Consider the following 18,750-nt stretch of genomic DNA (forward strand, 5'->3'; position numbering starts at 1 on the left):
TGGAGAAGTTCTATCTAAATGTAGAGAGCCAAAATGTGGGAGGGGGCAAGCCCCCTCCCACATTTGGACCACATACATTCAGTTACTTGCCTGGCGTCAGGGTCAGCCGAGCTTTCCCATAGACCTTCTCGAAGTTCTGCGGCTGCATCGGGAAGCTCAGGTATTGCGCCTTGAGCGACGGGTCGATGCCATTGGCGTAGTTCGGGCTGGCCGGGTTGCCGGATTGGCCGATACCGCCCTGGCCCATCATCGGCTCCGCCTGGCCGAAGTCGACGATCATGCGCAGCGCAGGGACTTGGGTGGTATTGAAATCCTGGCCCCAGCTGTAGGGCGCGGGATTCAGGGTGTTGTGGTCGCCGCCGGACGCCAGCGGGCCACGGATGACTTGGCCTGCGGTGTTCTTCCAGGTGGTGCTGTGCAGTTTGCCCCACTGCCAGGCCTTGTGATCGGCGCCCAATTGGCTGTCGCCAGCTGTGATCGCGGCCGCGAGGCTGCGGGCGAGGATCGCCGGTTTGTCTTCTTTTTGCGGTGTGCGCACGTCGTCCCAGAACGGGCTGTCTTCGCGGCTCAGCAAGTGATCCGCCTGGGCGGCGTAGGACAGGCTGGCGTTGCTGACGAAGGCCTTCCAGCTGGCGCTGTCTTGCGGGCCGAGTTCGTCGAGGAAGATCTGCTTGGTGCTTTCCTGCAGGAACAGCTCATAGAGCGCCGCGTCGGCAGACGTCGCAACGAGGCGACCGTCAAAGGCCATCAGGCGTTTCAGCGCTTCGCGCGCCTTGACCTGTTCGGCTGCGGGCAATCCATCAATCGCCTGCTTCAGCGGCTGGGCCATGCCTGGTGCCTGGAACATGCTCTTGAGCTTGGCGGCGAAGGTGGTGGTCTGGTCGTACTGCATGGCGATCATGCTGCGGCTGTCATGTTTGCCGGCATTGGCCAGTTGCGCCAGGCGCTCGCTGCGCTCCGGGGCATCCCAGGAGTTGGACAACTGCATGCCATAGCCACGCGGCGCGGTGCGCTGGTTGGCGGTGCCGATCCAGCCTTGGGCCGGGTCCTGGTCATAGGGGTGCAGCATTGCGTCGGCGTAACCGTCCCAATCAAAGCGCGCATCCCAGCCCGGCGACGGCAGCAAACCTTCACCTTCGCGGCGGTTAGGGAAGCGGCCAGTAACCTGCCAGCCGATATTGGTGGCGTCGGCAAACACCATGTTCAACGCGATGGCGCGAATCTCGCGGGTTGCGTCCGAGGCCTTGCCGACGTTTTGCGCACGGGACAGGTCGAAAAACGCATCCAGGCTCTTGTCGTCTTTAAAGTCGGCTGTTTGCAACGCCAGGCCCAGGCCGCTGGTGAGTGCCTGGCTGCTGTTGAGCAGGGCGCCGTGACGGGTTTCGTAGACAACTTCGCGAATTGAGCGCTGGCCCTTGACGAAGAAGGTCTCGTTGCGCACGCCGGCCGGCAGCCATTTGCCATTGTTCTCGTAGTACAACGCGTTGCCCTGGCGTCTGACTTTTTCCAGGAACAGGTCCTGTGTGTCGCCCTTGACCGTGCTCAGGCTCCACGCGACTTTGCCGTTGAACCCGGACAGCAGCGTCGGCAAGCCGGCAATCGAGGCGCCGACGGCCTGGTATTTCGGGGCGCGGATCTGCACGTAGCTCCAGGGCGACGGCGCTTGCGGTTGGGCGGCCAGGTCGTTGGCCAGCAGGCTTTTGCCACTGCGGCTGCGCTGCGGGCCGATGGCCCAGTTGCTCGACGTGGTCACGCCCAGGGCATTGAGGCTGCTCAGTTGCTGGGTCACGGTATCAAGCCCGGCCAGACCGGTGATCTGGCTGAAGTTCACGCCCTTGAGTTTCTCGGCCTCGGCCACTGGGATCGGCTCATCCGGCGCGCTTGGAGTGAGCCAGGCGAGTTTGTCGACGCCGACTTTTTGCGCCAGCACCAGGGAGGCGATTTCTTCCTGCAGGTTGGCCGACTCGCTGAAATTCAGCAGGCAGAACAACAGTGCCGAATCTTCCGGTTTCCAGTACTCGGGCTTGTAGCCGGTCTGGGCCAGGTCCGGCGGCAGCTTGTCGCGGTAGCGGAACAGGTAGGCGTTGACGCCACGGGCATACACTTCGAAGAACCGCTTGAGGCGCGGCGACGAGGCGCTGTACAGCTCGCCGGCGCTTTTTTTCAGGTTGACCGCACGCATGAAACGGTCGACATCCAGCACCTCAGGGCCGGACATTTCCGCCAGGCGGCCCTGGGCCAGCAGGCGCAAGGTGACCATCTGGGTGATGCGGTCACTGGCGTGCACATAGCCGAGACTGAACAGCGCGTCGTGGAAGGTGTTGCTTTCGATCAGCGGCATGCCTTGGGCATTGCGACGCACCGACACGTTTTGTGCCAGGCCTTTGATCGGTTGCACGCCCGCAACGGGCGGCAGGGTGTCCTGGGTGCTCTGGAGCTGGCAACCGGCCAGGCTTAAAGCACTGGCCACTGCCGCGGCAACGCCGAACCGGGGAAGAAAATGTGAGAGGGCTGGCGAGGCCATGGCAAAGCTCCTGCGGGGGGGTAGCGTCAGTAAAGGCGCTACGTTAGTGAGCGCGGCGAAGCGACGCAAGCAGGAGTTTTGGGTTAAGCGTTAGATCTTGAGACTGGCTCGGGCCATGTGGGGCGTGGTTGCTCCCACATGGAGATCTTCAGTGCGGCTCAGGCCCCGTGGCACTTCTTGAATTTCTTCTCGCTGCCGCATGGGCAAGGATCGTTGCGGCCAACATCCTTCAACGCATTGCGCACGGGTTCCTGGTGAGCGTGGCCGCAGTTCGGGCCGTGGACATGGCCGTGATCGTGGTCATGGTGACTGTGATCGTGGTCGTGATCGTGGTTGCAGTCAGGACCATGGACATGGGGTTGCTGAGTCATCGATGTCGCTCCGGAATAAAATCGCCGGGGATTATTACGCCATTGTGGGCGACCTGCACGTCATAACCGATGAATAATCCGGTTTTGAGCTCGCCTTCCAGGCGATAGGGCACGGGTTGGTCGGGTTTTTTCAACAATTGCACCACATCGCGTATCTGCGGCCAGAGGTTGGTGCGCACCGAGACTTTGAAAAAAGCGTGGCCTCGGGGCGGCACGGTGAGCCACTCGTTGGACTCGCCTTCGGTCAGCACAAAATCATCCAGGGTGACCTTGTAGACCAGGCCGCGCACGGTCAGGTCGGCGTCGTCGCGGTTGTCCACGCGAAAGTACAGTTTGAATTTCTGTTCCAGCAACTTGGCTCGCACCACTTCGACCTTGACCAGGGAAATGTGGGGCGGCGGTGAGTCGTCCTCGAACCACGACGCGCAGCCGCTCAGGCCGAAGGTTAACGCCAGCATCAAGCTGTAGATCCGGAGCATGGCGTGGGTCCTCGTGGGGTTAGAAGTAGCTGGAACAGCACTTCTTGAATTTTTGCCCGCTGCCGCACAGGCACGGGTCATTGCGTCCGGCCTTCACCTCAACCGTTGGGTCGATGAAGTACCAGCGCCCGTCATTCTGTACGAAAGAGGACTGTTCTCGGTGGCTATGTTCGCCGGTGCTGTCGTGCCAGCGCGCGGTAAAGGTCACGAAGGCATGTTCGGGCTGGCCGCCGAACACTTCCGAGCTTTCCACCTCAAGGCCGAGCCAGGTGCTCTGGGCGCTCCAGGTGCTGATGGCGGCGCGGTCCAGACCTGCTTGTTGCGCTGGCAACGTGGTCGCTACCAGATAGTCGACCAGGCCCAGAACATAGGCGCTGTAGCGTGAGCGCATCAACGCGCTGGCGCACGGCGCCTGATGGCCGGCGTGATACTGGCCGCAGCAGGCATCCAGCAGGTTGCCACTGCCGCAGGGGCAAATGGATGTACTCATTGGGTTACCACCAATACTTTCCAAAGTTTTCCGGGTTGGCCCAGAAGCGGGCGTTGAGCCAGTCCGGCACCTGTTTATAGTCAAGCAGATCGTAGGTAAACAGCGTCAACACCTGTTCATCGCGCTGGAAACGCTCGCCGGCCTGCAGGGCCAGGGAGAAAAAGTCAGTGTCTTTCCAGTCGCAGGCACCTAGGTCCACCAGTACCGCAATGCGGCTGGCGTTGAGGTTGCGAATACCGCCGAGCAGGGTCAGGCCCTGCGGTTTTGACAGGTGCTCCAGGCAATCGACCACCAATGCCAGGTCAAAGCGCTGCGCCGCCAGTTCTGCGGGCAACGGCCCAGGCGCCGCCACGGACACTTGGGTGTCGGGGTGCGCCTCCTTAAAGGCATCCAGCGCCGGGAACTGGCTGGCGCCCAACAGCAACAGGCGTTTGGGCTGGTGCAGATCGAGCAAAGCGGCCAGGGCTTGCTGGGGGGTACGGGCAGAAATACCAGCGGTCATCAGAGATCCTCACATCAGGACCGTAGAGACTAGCGCGGCTGAGCGTGCGGGCCTAGAGCGAGAGGCTGCGAAAAATCCTCCAGGGGCGGTGATCCTCGCTTAACCCATGCCCTTCTCAAGTTTTTTGAACCTTCACTGGCAAATCGCCGGTAGAAGTCGTTACTGTGCGTCCAAAGAAAAATTTGAAAACACTCAGGAGCCCCATGATGCGTAAGGTTTTTCTGTTGGCCCTGCTGGTCAGCCCCGTTGCCCTGGCCCAGAGCGTCAGTGTCGAAACCAACTCGTTGATGCGCCTGCCCAGCAGCACCAGCGTGTTGCAACTTGAGCGCCTGGAGGTCGCCGACTACGGCACGTTGCTGATCCCGGCGACCATCAGCCAGGTCAACGTCGATGAGCTGCATCTGGGGCGTGACGCACGCATCGCTATTGTCCCCGGTGCTGTCGGGCTGCAATTGCAGGTGGGCCGTGCGCAACTGGAGCATGGCAGCCAGATCACCTCGCGCGGCGCGCCTGGCACTCATGAAAAACCGGCCAAGGCCGGACGAGACCTGACCTTGCGCATCAACTCGCTGACGGCTGAAGAGCTGTCGGTGGATGCCCGTGGCGGCGCCGGCGCCCAAGGGTATGCCGGGCTTGATGGCGCCAACGGCGTGGACCCTGGCTGCACCTGGGGCTCGGCAGGGCGCGGTTTTAATGGGGATAACGGCGGTGATGGCCTGCCAGGTGGCGCGGGCGCACAGGTACGCGTGGAGTTGCCGAAGGACTTCCCGGTTGAACATATCAAGGTCTGGGTGGACGGCGGCGCCGGTGGGTTGGCCGGTGTAGCAGGCAAACCGGGCAAGGGCGGGGAATCCAAAGGCTGCCTGGTGTACCGCGCCGATGGTGGCGAAAAAGGCCGGCCAGGGTTGGAAGGGCAGCCGGGGCCGGTTGGGCCGGCGGGGACTGTGACCATCCAGCGGCTTTGAGTCGAAAGGTCTGACGCCATCGGGGGGCAAGCCCCCTTCCACATTTGGAATGCATCTAACTGTGGGAGGGGGCTTGCCCCCGATGGCGATATAAGACTCGCCTCAGAACATCGGCCGAGCCGAAGCAATCGCCACCACCACTAGCCCCACAATCAGGTTGATCCCTACCAACTTGCGAATCTGCCCCAGCGCAGCCGCGCCCGCCGGCCAATCCTGCGCCGCCACTGCTGCCTTCAACTGCGGAAACTTCAACGCCTGGATGCGGATAAACAGCGCCGTCATCACCAGATACAAGCCCATCATCACCTGCACGTAACGGGGTGCAGTCTCAAACCCGCTGAAACGCAGGTGCAGCAGGCCGACACCGCTGATCGGCAAAATCAGCACCGCGACCCACACCCATACAAAAAAACGTTGAAACACATTCGCCCACAGCGTCAGCCGGGCAGGGCCCTCAAGTGCCGCCACAGCGGCGGGGCGCAGGATCATCCAGGCGAAAAACATACCGCCCACCCATACCAGGGCGCCCAATACATGCAGGGTGTAAGCGAGGCTAAACGCGGTCATTGTGGTACTCCGTTCTGCGCGGGATTAATTAGCGGGGTATGATAGCGGCCGATCCGAACCACTGAAAATTTATCCAGCGTTTTTTGCGCCCGACTATCCATGATCAGCACTGAACTCAAAACCACGATCCAGGGCGCCTACTCGCGTTTTCTCGAAGCCAAGAGCCTGAAACCGCGCTATGGCCAACGCCTGATGATCGCCGAAGTTGCCAAGGTCCTCGGGGATATCGACACCGACGACGAAGGTCGCCGCGAGGGTGACCCGGCGGTCGTGGCCGTCGAAGCCGGCACCGGTACCGGCAAGACCGTGGCCTACAGCCTGGCCGCGATCCCTACCGCCAAGGCCGCAGGCAAACGCCTGGTGATCGCCACCGCCACCGTCGCCCTGCAAGAGCAGATCGTCTACAAAGACCTGCCTGACCTGATGCGCAACAGCGGCCTGAACTTCACGTTCGCCCTGGCCAAGGGCCGCGGTCGCTACATGTGCCTGTCCAAGCTCGACGTGTTGTTGCAGGAAGGCCACGCGCAGACGGCCACGGCGTCGCTGTTCGAAGAAGAAGGCTTCAAGATTGAGGTTGATGAAGTCAGCCAGAAGCTGTTTACCAGCATGATCGAGAAACTCGCCGGCAATAAATGGGACGGCGACCGCGACAGCTGGCCCACCGCCCTGGAAGACGCCGACTGGGCGCGCCTGACCACCGACCATAGCCAGTGCACCAACCGCCATTGCCCGAACTTCGGCCAATGCGCCTTCTACAAGGCACGCGAGGGCATGGGCAAGGTCGACGTAATCGTCACCAACCACGATATGGTCCTGGCCGACCTGGCCCTGGGCGGCGGCGCTGTGTTGCCGGACCCCCGCGACACGCTCTATGTGTTCGACGAAGGGCATCACCTGCCCGACAAGGCCATCGGCCACTTCGCCCACTACACGCGCCTGCGCTCCACCGCCGACTGGTTGGAGTCCACCGCGAAGAACCTCACCAAATTGCTGGCCCAGCACCCGTTGCCCGGTGACCTGGGCAAGCTGATCGAGCAGGTGCCAGAGCTGGCGCGGGAGATCAAGACCCAGCAGCAGTTCATGTTCAGCGCCTGCGAACAGGTTGCCGACTTCAAGCCCGGCGAAGATGTTGAAGGCCGTGAACGCCCTCGACACCGCTTTGTCGGCGGGATGATCCCCGAGCATATGCGCGAAATGGGCATTGAGCTGAAGAAGGGCTTTTCACGCCTGACCGACCTGTTCACCCGTCTCACGGATCTGCTCAAGGAAGGCATGGATGGCGAGGTCAATATCGGCATCGCCAGCAACCAGGCCGAGGAGTGGTACCCGCTGTTCGGCAGCCTGTTGTCCCGTTCCCAGGGCAACTGGGAGCTGTGGACTGCGTTTACCGTCGAAGACCCGGAAGACAACCCGCCCATGGCGCGTTGGCTGACCTTGTCGGAAAGCGGCGCGCTGTTTGATATCGAGGTCAACGCCAGCCCGATCCTTGCCGCCGAAATGCTGCGGCGCAACCTGTGGAACGTGGCCTACGGCTGCCTGGTGACCTCGGCCACGCTGACCGCCCTGGGCACTTTCGACCGCTTCCGCATGCGTGCCGGGCTGCCGAAAAAAGCCGTCACCGCCGTGGTGCCGAGCCCGTTCCACCACGCCGACGCCGGTGTGTTGCGGGTACCGGACCTCAAGGCCGATCCGCGTGACGCGCCGGCCCACACTGCGGCGATCATTCGTGACTTGCCGGGCCTGGTCGAAGGCTCCCGGGGCACGCTGGTGCTGTTCTCCTCGCGCAAGCAGATGCAGGACGTATTCGACGGCCTCGACCGCGACTGGCGCAAGCAAGTGTTTATCCAGGGCAACCTGTCCAAGCAGGAAACCCTGAACAAGCACAAGGCGCGCGTCGATGGCGGCGACTCCAGCGTGCTGTTCGGCCTGGCGAGCTTTGCCGAGGGTGTCGACTTGCCGGGCGCGTACTGCGAGCACGTGGTGATCGCCAAGATCCCGTTCTCGGTACCGGATGATCCGGTGGAGGCCGCGTTGGCCGAGTGGATCGAAGCCCGGGGCGGTAACCCGTTCATGGAAATCTCGGTGCCGGATGCTTCCCTGAAGCTGGTGCAGGCCTGCGGGCGCTTGCTGCGTACCGAAGAAGACCGGGGCACCATCACCTTGCTCGACCGTCGTTTGGTCACCCAGCGCTACGGTAAAGCTATCCTCAATGCTTTACCGCCGTTCCGGCGCGAAATTTCTTAAGCCACCGTGGGCGGATTCGCCCACTTCGTGGTCTATCTCATCAATGTCATCAGGCCATTCACCGGCCGTTTGGGAGAACCTTGCTCGTATGATTCGCACGCTGCCCGCCCTTTTTGCCCTGCTGTTCACTGCGCCCTTGATGGCCGCGCCTGCCGGGCAACAAACCCTGTTCAACTTCGTCCGGCCTGCCGATGTGGTCAAGGTGGCGACCCAGGACGCCAGCCTGCCGCAATACAACGCCGAGCAAACCCCTGAAGGTGAGGTGTTGCGCCGCATCACGTTCAACCCGGCCGCCGAACCCAGCCTGGTGCTCAGCCCGCAGACCGGCGTGTGGGATTGGTCGCAGTCCGGCGCCATGAGCCTGCGTATCCAGAGCGCCATGGACTGGGCGCTGACCCTCTACGTCAAGGTGCAGAGCAGTGACGGCAAGACCTTGGTCAGCCGCATCGACCTGCCGGCCGGCCCGGCCCAGACCCTGCTGATCCCGCTGCAAGCCAACACGCCACTGAGCCAGGGCATGAAGGCCGGCCCGCCGATGCCGATCACCGTGGACGGCCAACGCGTATTGCTGGCCGGCAGTGCGGGGGAAATCGACCGCAGCCAAGTGGTTTCGGTGACGCTGTCGATGATCAAGCCCAATGCGGCCCAAAGCATTCTGCTGGAGCGCTTTGGCGTGCAGGACAGTGAGCCGGTGTTGAAGGCTGCCTACAGCGAGCTGGTGGATACGTACGGGCAATCCACCCGTGCGCGCTGGCCGGAGAAAGTCAGCAGCGACGAGCAACTCAAGGCCGCCGCCGCCAAGGAGCAAGCCCAGCTCCAGGGTTGGCTGGCTGCGCGGGATAAATCCGCATTGGACCGGTTTGGCGGCTGGAACAAAGGCCCTGTATTCAAGGCCAGCGGTTTTTTCCACACCGAAAAGCGTGACGGCCGCTGGTATCTGGTGACGCCGGAGGGGCATCCGTTCTATTCCTTGGGCGTCAATACCGTGGCTGCCGACAACAGCCAGACCTATGTGGCGGGCCGCGAATGGATGTTCGCGGCTTTGCCCAAGGCCGGTGAACCTTTGGACAAGTATTACGGCAGCGGCGATAACCGCACTGGCAACGGCGCCGGTGAAGGTCGCAGCTTCGGTGCCGGGCGTTGGTACGATTTCTACGGTGCCAACCTGCAGCGCGCTTACGGCGGCGAAGGCTTCGACCAGAAGCGTTGGGTGACCCACACCCTTGATCGTCTGCAAGCCTGGGGTTTCAACACCGTTGGCAACTGGAGCGATGCAGAATTGGCCCGCGCCGACCGTGTGCCGTACACCTTGCCGCTGTCGATCGTCGGCGATTACGCCAGCATCAGCACCGGCACGGACTGGTGGGGCGGCATGCCCGATCCGTTCGACCCGCGCTTCGCCATGGCCACCGAGCGTGCCGTGGCCATCGCCGCCCGCGATCACCGTGACGACCCGTGGTTGATCGGCTTCTTTGCCGATAACGAACTGGCCTGGGCCGGGCCGGGTGATGATCCGAAATCCCGTTACGCCTTGGCCTACGGCACGCTGCGCATGACCACTGACGTTCCGGCCAAACGTGCGTTCCTCAAGCAACTTCGGGACAAGTACCGCAACGAAGATGGCCTGTCGAAAGCGTGGGGCATCGAATTGGCGGGTTGGGAGCTGATGGAAGACCCAGGTTTCGAGCCACCCATGCCAAACCCGGAGCACCCGGAAATCGAGGCGGACTTCAAATACTTCCAGAAAACCTTCGCCGATGCCTACTTCAAGACCATCTCCGACTCCCTCAAATGGCACGCGCCGAACCAGTTGCTGCTGGGTGGTCGTTATGCGGTGAGCACTCCGGAAGCTGTGGCGTCGTGCGCGCAGTATTGCGATGTGCTGAGTTTCAACATGTACACCCTCAAGCCCCAGGACGGTTACGACTTCGCCGCGTTGCGCGCGCTGGATAAACCGGTGCTGATCACTGAATTCAACTTTGGCTCTGCCGACCGTGGCCCGTTCTGGGGCGGTGTGACCCAGTTGGCCAGGGAAGAAGATCGCGCTGCGGCGTACGCCAACTTCCTCAAGCAGGCCATGGCCGAACCGTCGATTGTCGGCGTGCACTGGTTCCAGTACCTGGACCAGCCGGTGACCGGCCGTTTGCTGGACGGTGAAAACGGCCACTTCGGCCTGGTGGGCATCACCGATGTGCCTTACCAGGGGTTTGTCGACAGCGTGCGTAAAAGCAACCTGGCGACGGTAGAACAACTGGGCAAGGAAGCAGAAAAGGCCAAGGCGGCCGGCGCGGTCCGTGAAGGCGAAGGCGGTAAATCTGGGCATGACGGCAAAGGCGCCGGGCATGCTGGTGGGCACGCCGGAAACGGTCACTGATTGAGGGCTGACGGGTTCACAAAAGCCACAAGGGCTGGAACAATGTCGGCCACTTTCCATGGTGTTTTTCGAGGCGGCTTACGTGCAGATTCAGGGTCATTACGAACTCCAGTTCGAAGCGGTACGTGAAGCGTTTGCCGCGCTGTTCGATGACCCGCAGGAGCGTGGTGCCGGGCTCTGCATCCAGATCGGCGGCGAAACCGTCGTCGACCTGTGGGCGGGCACGGCGGACAAGGACGGCGCCGAGGCCTGGCACAGCGACACCATCGTCAACCTGTTCTCCTGCACCAAGACCTTCACCGCCGTCACGGCCCTGCAACTGGTGGCCGAGGGCAAGTTGCAGCTGGACGCTCCCGTGGCCAGGTATTGGCCGGAATTTGCCGCTGCCGGCAAGGAAACCATCACGCTGCGCCAGTTGCTCTGCCATCAGGCCGGTTTGCCGGCGATCCGCGAAATGCTGCCCACCGAAGCCCTGTACGACTGGCAATTGATGGTAGACACCCTGGCTGCCGAAGCACCTTGGTGGACGCCAGGCCAGGGCCATGGCTACGAAGCGATTACCTACGGTTGGTTGGTCGGCGAATTGCTGCGTCGCGCCGATGGGCGTGGGCCGGGTGAGTCGATTGTGGCGCGGGTTGCAAGGCCGTTGGGCCTGGACTTTCATGTGGGCCTGGCAGACGCAGAGTTTTATCGTGTTGCCCATATTGCACGCAGCAAAGGCAATATGGGCGATGGGTCCGCGCAACGGTTACTGCAAGTAATGATGCGTGAGCCCACCGCCATGACTACACGGGCATTTGCCAACCCACCGTCTATTCTGACCAGTACTAATAAACCTGAATGGCGACGCATGCAGCAGCCCGCGGCTAATGGTCACGGTAATGCACGCAGTCTGGCGGGGTTTTACAGTGGGTTGTTGGACGGTAGTTTGTTGGAAGCCGACATGCTCGAAGAGTTGACCCGTGAACACAGTATCGGTTTGGATAAAACATTATTGACACAAACTCGTTTTGGCCTGGGCTGCATGTTGGATCAACCGCAGTTGCCCAACGCCACGTTTGGCCTGGGCCCACGGGCTTTCGGGCACCCGGGCGCTGGCGGCTCGGTCGGTTTTGCCGATCCTGAGCATGATGTAGCGTTTGGTTTCGTGACTAATACATTGGGGCCTTATGTACTTATGGACCCCCGTGCACAGAAGTTGGTCGGAATATTGGCCGGTTGTCTGTAAACCCCTTGCTGTTTCACGTTTTTTTGTTACAAAGGCAACTATAAGAAGGCGCTGAACGAAATTTTGTAACTTTAAAGTTCTGTAAGCGTCTGTTTAACGGGTCATCCAGACCCCCGTTTCTTTTCTCATTTTGTGGATATCTCATGTTATCGAACAAGTCCTTGGCACTGGCGCTTTGCCTCACCATTACCGGCTGCGCACAAACTCCACAGAATGATGCCGAGGGTGGGCATTGGTGGTCATTTGGATCTGATAAGGCCGCTACCAAGGACGCAGTGACCCAAACCGACGCCAAGCCAGATGCCAAGCCTGCTGCTGGCGCAAAGCCTGCCGCACCTGTAGCGGCTGCTGCACCTGCACCCGTACCCGCATCTGCTCCGGCAGCCAAGGCTGACACTGGCTCCAGCTGGTGGCCGTTCTCCTCCAAAAGCGCCGACGAAAAAGCTGCCGATGCCAAGGCTGCAGACCTGAAAGCCGACCTCAAGGCCGCCACTCCGGCACCTGCCGCTGCGCCAGCCGTTGCCAAGACTGACAGCGAAACCCATTGGTGGTGGCCGTTCGAAAGCAAACCCAAGCCATTGTCCAAGGTCGACGTGACCAACGTGCCGATGCCTGATCCGAAAATCACCCAGGCCTGGTTGGACGACTATGAGCCGCGCCTGCGCGCCGCCATCAAGGACAGCAACCTGCAACTGGAACGTCGCGACAACGTGCTCGTCGTGATTGCCCCGGTTGATGGCTCCTACAACCCGAAACGTCCAGCCATGCTGCTGCCGGTTACCCTTGGCCCGTTCACACGTGTTGCCAAGGCTGTTGAAGCCGATCCCAAGACCGCCGTGCTGGTTCTTGGTCACGTAGACGCCACCGGCACCGCCCCGGCGAGCCAGGCGTTGAGCAAGGAACGCGCACAGTCGATCGCTTCGATTTTCAGCCTCAGCGGCTTGAAGCAGGATCGACTGATGCTGCGTGGCATGGGTGACCTGATGCCACGTGCCGCCAACGACAGCACCCAGGGCCGTGCGCTGAACCGTCGCATGGAAATTATGTTCACTCAGCGTACAACTATGTTGGCGCTGCTGAGCAAGTACAACTCGGGCAAGACGCCGCCTGTGGCTGAAATGGTTGCGGTACAGAACGTACCTGCACCGGCTCCTGCTGCCAAAGCACCGGCGAAAAAAGCCCCTGCTGCCAAGAAAGCCGCCGCCAAGCCAGCCGCTAAAAAGGCGCCGGCCAAGCCAGCGGCCAAGAAAGCGGCTCCGGCCAAAGCCAAGGCTGCTGCACCGGCGAACGACCAGGCCAAAAACTGATCCGCTGAACCAGAAGGATAAAGCCGCATGACCCAGGCACTGGCCGATATGCGCCGTGACTACACACGGGACGGTTTGAGCGAGGCCCAGGCCCCGGACGAGCCGTTTGCGTTGTTCCACCAGTGGTTTGCCGACGCGGTGAAAACCGAGCAGCCACCGGTGGAAGCCAATGCCATGACCCTGGCAACGGTCGACCAGGACGGTCGCCCGCACTGCCGCATCCTATTGCTCAAGGGCCTGGATGCGCACGGCTTTACCTTCTTTACCAACTATCAGAGCGCCAAGGGTCAACAGCTCGCGGCGCGACCGTTCGCAGCCATGACGTTTTTCTGGCCGACCCTTGAGCGCCAGGTGCGCATCGAAGGGCGGGTGGTCAAGGTCACGCCTGAGGAGTCGGACGCGTATTATCAGGTCCGGCCTTTGGGCAGCCGCCTGGGTGCCTGGGCCTCCCCGCAGAGCCAGGTCATTCGTGACCGTGCAGAACTGCAAGACTTGCTCACGGCCACTGAACAGCGTTTCAGCGATACCCAGCCCGACTGCCCCGAGCATTGGGGTGGCTATCGTCTGCTGCCGGAGCGTATCGAGTTCTGGCAAGGCCGCGCCAGCCGCCTGCATGACCGCCTGAACTACCGCCTGCAAGGGACCGAATGGACCCGCGAGCGCCTGGCACCCTGAGCGGCACCTTTCGTCACCTCACCTGAATGTTGTTCGCAGCACCGACGTCTCTATGGGAGAGACTTCGGTCGCATGCGGCTGCCCGGCTACAATGATGAAACCGTCATGACATCTGTTGGCGCAAAAACTGAGCTACCGTTTGTCGAGTTTTGTGGTGTGTGCAGTCTGTACTCAGGCTGAATGAAAGAAGTTTTCTGTGGTGCTTGCCGTGACAGGCGCCAAGCCGCAGCGTCTAATGAACACCTGTCCTTTGGAGTTGATGCTATGCGTAAGTCCGTTTTACTGGTTGCCTGCTTTACCACCCTGTCGCTGCTGCTGGGTGGCTGCGCCTCAAGTTTGACCGGCGATTCGTATTCCCGTGATGAAGCGCGTCGTGTACAGACCGTGCGCATGGGCACCATCGAATCTCTGCGTCCGGTGAAAATCGAAGGCACCAAGACCCCAATCGGCGGCGCTGCCGGCGCAGTCATCGGCGGTGTTGGCGGCAGCGCCATCGGCGGCGGCCGTGGCAGCATTGTCACTGCGGTGATCGGTGCAGTCGCCGGCGGCCTGTTGGGTTCGGCTACCGAAGAAGGCCTGACCCGCACCCAAGGCGTGGAAATCACCGTTCGCGAAGACGACGGCAGCATGCGCGCCTACGTGCAGGCCGTGCAGGAGAATGAAATCTTCCGCATTGGCGACCGCGTGCGGATCATGACGGTGGATGGCACCAGCCGCGTTACCCGTTAAGCAGTAAGCAGCAGGCAAAGAAAAACCCCAGCCGGGTGACCGGTTGGGGTTTTTTGTGGGCGTTGTTCAGGGGGGTCAGGCTTTCTTGCGACTCGCCATCGCCGTCACCATATACCCGATACATGCCGCCAATATCGACCCGGTCAGAATCCCCATGCGATCCTCGCCGGCAAACTCGCTGACGCCTGGTACAAACGCCAGGGAGCCGACAAACAGGCTCATGGTGAAGCCGATGCCGCACAGGATTGCCACACCAAAGACTTGGCCCCAGCTCGCACCACTTGGCAGTGCTGCGAGGCCGGTCTTGATGGCCAGCCAGGTGAGGCCGAACACACCGACGGTCTTGCCGATCAACAGGCCCGCGGCAATACCCATGGGCACGTGATGGGTGAAGCTTTCCAGGCTGACACCGGTGAGGGATACGCCGGCGTTGGCAAAGGCGAACAGCGGCAGGATGCCGTAAGCCACCCACGGGTGCAGGGCGTGTTCGAGGGTCAGCAGCGGCGAGGGTTCGGCGTTCTTGGTACGCATCGGGATGCAGAACGCCAGGGTCACGCCGGCCAGCGTGGCGTGCACGCCACTCTTGAGTACACAGACCCACAGGATCAGGCCGACGATCAGGTAGGCCCAGAGCTTGATCACGCCGAGGCGGTTCATCGCGATCAAGGCCACCAGGCACGCGCCTGCGCCTGCCAGCGCTGCGCCGGACAAATCGGCGGAATAGAACACAGCGATCACGATGATTGCACCGAGGTCATCGATGATGGCCAGTGTCATCAGGAACAGCTTCAGCGACACCGGCACGCGTTTGCCCAGCAGCGCCAACACGCCCAGGGCGAAGGCAATGTCGGTGGCCATCGGGATCGCCCAGCCCGAGAGGGCGCTCGGGAAGTCCTTGTTGATCGCCCAGTAGATCAGCGCCGGCACCACCATACCGCCGATGGCAGCAGCGCCGGGCAGTACCACTTGCGATGGCTTGGACAGATGGCCGTCAAGCAGCTCGCGCTTGACCTCCAGGCCGATCAACAGGAAGAACAGCGCCATCAGGCCATCGTTGATCCACAACAAGGCCGGCTTGTCGATTTTCAACGCGCCGATCTGCGCCACCACGGGCACGTCGAGAAATGCGCCGTACAGGTGCGACAACGGTGAGTTGTTGATGATCAGTGCCAGGGCCGCAGCGGCGATCAACAACAGACCGCTGGCGGCTTCCAGCTGGAAGAAACGGGTGAAAGTGCTACGCAGAGCCAAGGGATGCTCTCCAATCCGGATTCAATAGGTGGGTACCCTAACCCGTACCGTTAGTTGTTAAAACAAAAGTTATATTCTTATTTGTTATAAGCAATGGACGGGTTCAGCGTTGCGTCAGGGGCCGGGAATTGTGTGTCCAATTGAGTCGTTACTGTATCTGTGTCGAGTGTAGGAAAGATCCTAATATTGGCCTGGAAATCCTTAGAGAAACCCACCATGAGTGACCATCGTCCCTGGGCTCGCGAAGCCATTCGTATCATCGAAGCAGACTTCCAGCGCAGCGCTGACACCCATCTGATCCCCTTGCCGCTGCCGGGGTTGCCCGGTATCGAGTTGTACTTCAAGGACGAGTCGAGCCATCCCACCGGCAGCCTGAAACACCGGCTGGCCCGCTCGCTGTTTCTGTATGCGCTGTGCAACGGCTGGCTCAAGCCCGGAGCACCGGTGATCGAGGCCTCCAGCGGTTCCACGGCGATCTCCGAAGCTTACTTCGCACGGCTGCTGGGCCTGCCGTTTATCGCGGTGATGCCCGCCACTACCTCCCAGGAAAAAATCGCGCAGATTGCTTTCTATGGCGGCAAGAGCCATTTGGTGCAGGATCCGACGCAGATTTACGCCGAATCCGAACGCCTTGCGCAGGAAAGTGGCGGCCACTTCATGGATCAGTTCACCTATGCCGAACGCGCTACTGACTGGCGCGCGAACAACAACATCGCCGAGTCGATCTTCCAGCAGATGCGCTTTGAGCAGCATCCCGAGCCGAGCTGGCTGATTTCCAGCCCCGGCACCGGCGGCACCACGGCGACACTGGGCCGCTACGTGCGCTATCGCCAGCACTGCACCCGCGTGCTGTGCGCCGATGCCGAGCGTTCAGTGTTTTTTGACTATTACCAGACGGGTGATGCGAGCCTGCGCCTCGATTGCGGTTCGCGCATCGAAGGCATTGGCCGGCCACGGGTCGAGGCGTCGTTTTTGCCGAAGGTGATCGATGCGATGGTCAAGGTCCCGGATGCGCTGTCACTGGCAGCCATGCATTACCTGGCCGAGCGGCTGGGTCGGCGAGTCGGTGGTTCCAGCGGGACCAACCTGGTGGGTGCACTGATGGCGGCGCAGCAGATGAAGGCTGCGGGGGAGTCGGGTTCTATCGTGGCGATCTTGTGCGACGGCGGGGAGCGATACGCCACGACCTATTACGACCAGGCATGGCTGGCAGGGCAGGGGTATGAGTTGGACGGGTTGATGGCGGCCGTTGCGGCCAGTGTGGAGCGGGGCGAACCGTTGCCGGCCAGCGTCTTGCGCGCAAATATCTGACCCGACGCTGACCCGAATGTGGAAGAGGGGCTTACCCCTCCCACATTCAATTTGCGCTGTTCTCAGGCCTGGATGCCGAGCATATCCCGCGCTAACGCTTCGGCGATCCGAATCCCATCAACGCCTGCCGACAGAATCCCACCGGCATAACCGGCGCCTTCGCCGGCCGGGAACAGACCCTTCACATTCAAGCTCTGCATCGATTCGTCACGGGTAATCCGCAGCGGTGATGAGGTGCGGGTTTCGATGCCGGTCAAGACGGCGTCGTGCAACGAGTAGCCCTTGATCTGCTTTTCAAAGGCTGGCAACGCTTCGCGGATAGCTTCAATAGCAAATTCCGGCAGCGCCAGTGCGAGATCGCCCAAGGACACGCCCGGTTTGTAGGACGGTTCCACACTGCCGATGGCGGTGGACGGCTTGCCGGCGATGAAATCACCCACCAGCTGCGCCGGCGCCTCGTAGTTGCTGCCGCCGAGGATGTAGGCGTGGGATTCCAGGCGTTCCTGCAACTCGATACCCGCGAGTGGGCCACCTGGGTAATCCACTTCCGGCGTGATCCCCACCACGATGCCGGAGTTGGCATTGCGCTCGTTACGCGAGTACTGGCTCATGCCGTTGGTCACGACGCGGTTCGGCTCGGAGGTGGCTGCCACCACGGTGCCGCCGGGGCACATGCAGAAGCTGTAGACCGAGCGGCCATTCTTCGCGTGGTGCACCAGTTTGTAATCGGCGGCGCCCAGCTTCGGGTGCCCGGCGTATTTGCCCAGCCGCGCAGCGTCGATCAGCGACTGCGGGTGCTCGATGCGAAAACCCACCGAGAACGGCTTGGCTTCCATGTACACGCCGCGGCCGTGGAGCATGCGGAAGGTGTCGCGGGCGCTATGGCCCAGGGCCAGGATCACGTGCCTGGACAGGATCTGCTCGCCGCCATCCACCACCACGCCGTTCAGTTGGCCGTCTTCGATCAACACGTCCGTCACACGTTGTTCAAAGCGCACTTCACCGCCGAGGGCGATGATCTGCTCGCGCATGTTTTCCACCACGCCGGTCAGGCGGAACGTACCGATATGCGGTTTGCTGACGTAGAGAATTTCTTCCGGCGCGCCGGCCTTGACGAATTCGTGCAGCACTTTGCGGCCGTGGAATTTCGGATCCTTGATCTGGCTATAGAGTTTGCCGTCGGAAAAGGTGCCGGCGCCGCCTTCACCAAACTGCACGTTGGACTCGGGGTTGAGCACGCTTTTGCGCCACAGGCCCCAGGTGTCCTTGGTGCGCTGGCGCACTTCCTTGCCGCGTTCGAGGATGATCGGCTTGAAGCCCATTTGCGCCAGCAGCAGCCCGGCGAAGATGCCGCACGGGCCAAAACCGACGACGATCGGCCGCTCAACCAAACCTTCGGGGGCCTGGCCGACAACCTTGTAGCTGATGTCCGGCGCCGGGTTGACGTTGCGGTCATCGGCAAACTTGAGCAGGAGGGCGGCTTCACCCTTCACGTCCAGGTCGATGGTGTAAATGAAGCACAGCTCCGACGTCTTCTTACGGGCGTCGTAGCTGCGTTTGAACAGGGTGAAATCGAGCAGGTCATCACTGGCGATGCCCAGGCGCTGCAAGATGGCAGGCCGCAGGTCTTCTTCGGGATGGTCGATGGGCAGCTTGAGTTCGGTGATTCGTAACATGACAGGATCCGGTGTGCGGCGTTCGGTGAGGCCGGCGGTTTTGCAAACCGGCGATTA

At 61.6% G+C, this 18,750-nt stretch carries 16 protein-coding genes; 8 read left to right on the plus strand and 8 right to left on the minus strand.

Annotated elements, in window-relative coordinates; genetic code table 11:
• Nucleotides 1-82: 82 nt before the first annotated feature.
• The 5 genes from AB3G88_RS06545 to AB3G88_RS06565 all read right to left on the minus strand — a co-directional run bounded on the left by AB3G88_RS06545 (nt 83) and on the right by AB3G88_RS06565 (nt 4,366).
• Nucleotides 83-2,524 (minus strand): penicillin acylase family protein, encoded by a 2,442-nt coding sequence (locus AB3G88_RS06545; RefSeq protein ID WP_480453500.1) that lies wholly within the window; start codon nt 2,522-2,524, stop codon nt 83-85.
• Nucleotides 2,525-2,682: 158 nt separating this feature from the next.
• Nucleotides 2,683-2,895 (minus strand): SEC-C metal-binding domain-containing protein, encoded by a 213-nt coding sequence (locus AB3G88_RS06550; protein ID WP_099583330.1) that lies wholly within the window; start codon nt 2,893-2,895, stop codon nt 2,683-2,685.
• The gene (locus tag AB3G88_RS06555) at nt 2,892-3,374 is read right to left on the minus strand and encodes an LEA/WHy family protein (protein WP_099583329.1); all 483 of its coding nucleotides are present in this window, start codon (nt 3,372-3,374) and stop codon (nt 2,892-2,894) included. The genes AB3G88_RS06550 and AB3G88_RS06555 overlap by 4 nt, the downstream gene beginning before the upstream one ends.
• A 19-nt stretch (nt 3,375-3,393) precedes the next feature.
• A complete protein-coding gene (locus AB3G88_RS06560) occupies nt 3,394-3,864 on the minus strand; it encodes a YchJ family protein (RefSeq protein WP_480453501.1) in 471 nt (156 codons plus the stop codon).
• A 4-nt stretch (nt 3,865-3,868) separates the two neighbouring features.
• Nucleotides 3,869-4,366 (minus strand): DUF6231 family protein, encoded by a 498-nt coding sequence (locus AB3G88_RS06565; protein ID WP_112193882.1) that lies wholly within the window; start codon nt 4,364-4,366, stop codon nt 3,869-3,871.
• Between the two features lie 206 nt (nt 4,367-4,572).
• Between AB3G88_RS06565 and AB3G88_RS06570 the strand changes: the two genes are divergently transcribed.
• Entirely contained in the window at nt 4,573-5,331 is a 759-nt protein-coding gene (locus AB3G88_RS06570; RefSeq protein ID WP_480453502.1) for a collagen-like protein, read from the plus strand.
• A 102-nt stretch (nt 5,332-5,433) separates the two neighbouring features.
• Here AB3G88_RS06570 and AB3G88_RS06575 read toward each other — a convergent pair whose 3' ends face one another.
• Nucleotides 5,434-5,898 (minus strand): CopD family protein, encoded by a 465-nt coding sequence (locus AB3G88_RS06575; RefSeq protein WP_480453503.1) that lies wholly within the window; start codon nt 5,896-5,898, stop codon nt 5,434-5,436.
• Nucleotides 5,899-5,997: 99 nt separating this feature from the next.
• On the opposite strand from AB3G88_RS06575, the gene dinG reads away from it, so the two are divergent.
• The 6 genes from dinG to AB3G88_RS06605 all read left to right on the plus strand — a co-directional run bounded on the left by dinG (nt 5,998) and on the right by AB3G88_RS06605 (nt 14,455).
• Nucleotides 5,998-8,142: an ATP-dependent DNA helicase DinG gene (gene dinG, locus AB3G88_RS06580; RefSeq protein WP_099583324.1), complete on the plus strand. Its 2,145-nt coding sequence runs from the start codon at nt 5,998-6,000 to the stop codon at nt 8,140-8,142.
• Nucleotides 8,143-8,230: 88 nt separating this feature from the next.
• Complete coding sequence (locus AB3G88_RS06585) at nt 8,231-10,516, plus strand: beta-galactosidase (protein ID WP_480453504.1); 2,286 nt, start codon at nt 8,231-8,233, stop codon at nt 10,514-10,516.
• An 82-nt stretch (nt 10,517-10,598) separates the two neighbouring features.
• A complete protein-coding gene (locus AB3G88_RS06590; RefSeq protein WP_400525616.1) occupies nt 10,599-11,744 on the plus strand; it encodes a serine hydrolase domain-containing protein in 1,146 nt (381 codons plus the stop codon).
• Nucleotides 11,745-11,887: 143 nt separating this feature from the next.
• Entirely contained in the window at nt 11,888-13,051 is a 1,164-nt protein-coding gene (locus tag AB3G88_RS06595) for an OmpA family protein (protein WP_158876266.1), read from the plus strand.
• Between the two features lie 27 nt (nt 13,052-13,078).
• The gene (gene pdxH, locus AB3G88_RS06600; protein ID WP_480453505.1) at nt 13,079-13,726 is read left to right on the plus strand and encodes a pyridoxamine 5'-phosphate oxidase; all 648 of its coding nucleotides are present in this window, start codon (nt 13,079-13,081) and stop codon (nt 13,724-13,726) included.
• Between the two features lie 264 nt (nt 13,727-13,990).
• Complete coding sequence (locus tag AB3G88_RS06605) at nt 13,991-14,455, plus strand: outer membrane lipoprotein (protein ID WP_003189251.1); 465 nt, start codon at nt 13,991-13,993, stop codon at nt 14,453-14,455.
• 75 nt (nt 14,456-14,530) lie between these two features.
• On the opposite strand, the gene nhaA is transcribed toward AB3G88_RS06605, so the two are convergent.
• Nucleotides 14,531-15,706, minus strand: coding sequence for a Na+/H+ antiporter NhaA (nhaA, locus tag AB3G88_RS06610; RefSeq protein ID WP_099583320.1), 1,176 nt, complete (start codon nt 15,704-15,706; stop codon nt 14,531-14,533).
• Nucleotides 15,707-15,922: 216 nt separating this feature from the next.
• Between nhaA and AB3G88_RS06615 the strand changes: the two genes are divergently transcribed.
• On the plus strand, nt 15,923-17,017 hold the full coding sequence (locus AB3G88_RS06615; protein WP_112193892.1) for a PLP-dependent cysteine synthase family protein: 1,095 nt from the start codon (nt 15,923-15,925) through the stop codon (nt 17,015-17,017).
• A 62-nt stretch (nt 17,018-17,079) separates the two neighbouring features.
• Here AB3G88_RS06615 and AB3G88_RS06620 read toward each other — a convergent pair whose 3' ends face one another.
• Nucleotides 17,080-18,693 (minus strand): NAD(P)/FAD-dependent oxidoreductase, encoded by a 1,614-nt coding sequence (locus AB3G88_RS06620; protein ID WP_099583318.1) that lies wholly within the window; start codon nt 18,691-18,693, stop codon nt 17,080-17,082.
• Nucleotides 18,694-18,750 lie beyond the last annotated feature (57 nt).

This window comes from Pseudomonas arvensis, from assembly GCF_056688935.1.